Raw genomic sequence first — 939 nt, 5'->3', positions numbered from 1 at the left:
TTGCGCGGCGCGTAGGCGATGAAGACGCCGTTGTCGACGGTATGTTTGCCTCTCTTGTCATAGTAATCCTGCTGCGAGGTTCCCGTCTTGCGGGCAAAGTCGTAAGGGAAGCCTTCAAACGCGCTAACCTTACTGTTCATGCCGCGTTTTACTTCATTCCAGTAGGAGTCGTCCATCTTAACGGTGTTCAGCACTTCGCGTCCGAATGTTTTGACCACCCGACCCGAGGGATCGGTGATTTTGCTGACCAGGTGGGGCTTGATGCGTTCGCCCTTGTTAGCAAGCGTTGAAGCGTACTGAGCCAATTGAAGGGCCGTATAAGCACCCTGTTGGCCAAAAGATGCGTACACCATCGCCGACTGGACACTGCCTAACTTCGCTTCTTTTCTATAGTTGATTTGACCCCTGTGCTCATTTGGCAAGTCAACGCCCGTAGATACGCCAAGACCAAACTCTTTCATATATTTATCCCATACATCTATGCTCTGTGAGGAATATTTATTGTAAAGTCTCTTGCCTACCATATCCACCATAAAGACGTTTGAAGATTGCGCTATGGCCTCAGCCGGGTCCATTCTTCCTAGAACGTGACCGGATGCATTCCGAACCTTTGTTTCATAGCCGGCTTTGCCAAATGAGGTAACCCCTGTGTCCGTATACCAATCCGATGTTCTAAAAAGCCCTTCATTCAACCCGATTAAAACGCTAAGGGGCTTTATGGTTGAACCCATCAATACAGTTGAGCTAAAGCCGTGCCCTGATCTTCCGGATGAGATTGGTGTAATTGCACCATTCAGATAATTATTTTCTATTTCACCCCATACCTTCATTATATCTCCATCAATCCATGCATTCGTATCATAATCCGGCATGCTAGCCATTGCCACGACATTCCCCGTATCTACTTCCATCGCGACCGCGTAGCCCGTTATAGCGTCA

Annotated in this window: 1 protein-coding gene; it reads right to left on the bottom strand. The window is 48.3% G+C overall.

The genetic code is table 11. The annotated features are described in order from the left end of the window. Positions 1-939: penicillin-binding transpeptidase domain-containing protein (locus tag L692_RS0117345; RefSeq protein WP_025701372.1), on the bottom strand; the 939-nt coding region annotated here is incomplete at both ends.

This window comes from Paenibacillus forsythiae T98 (assembly GCF_000520735.1).
GTDB classification, from domain to species: Bacteria; Bacillota; Bacilli; order Paenibacillales; family Paenibacillaceae; genus Paenibacillus_AQ; species Paenibacillus_AQ forsythiae.
The sequence above is the reverse complement of the archived record's forward strand: the minus strand, read 5'-3'. Positions and strand labels throughout refer to the sequence as shown.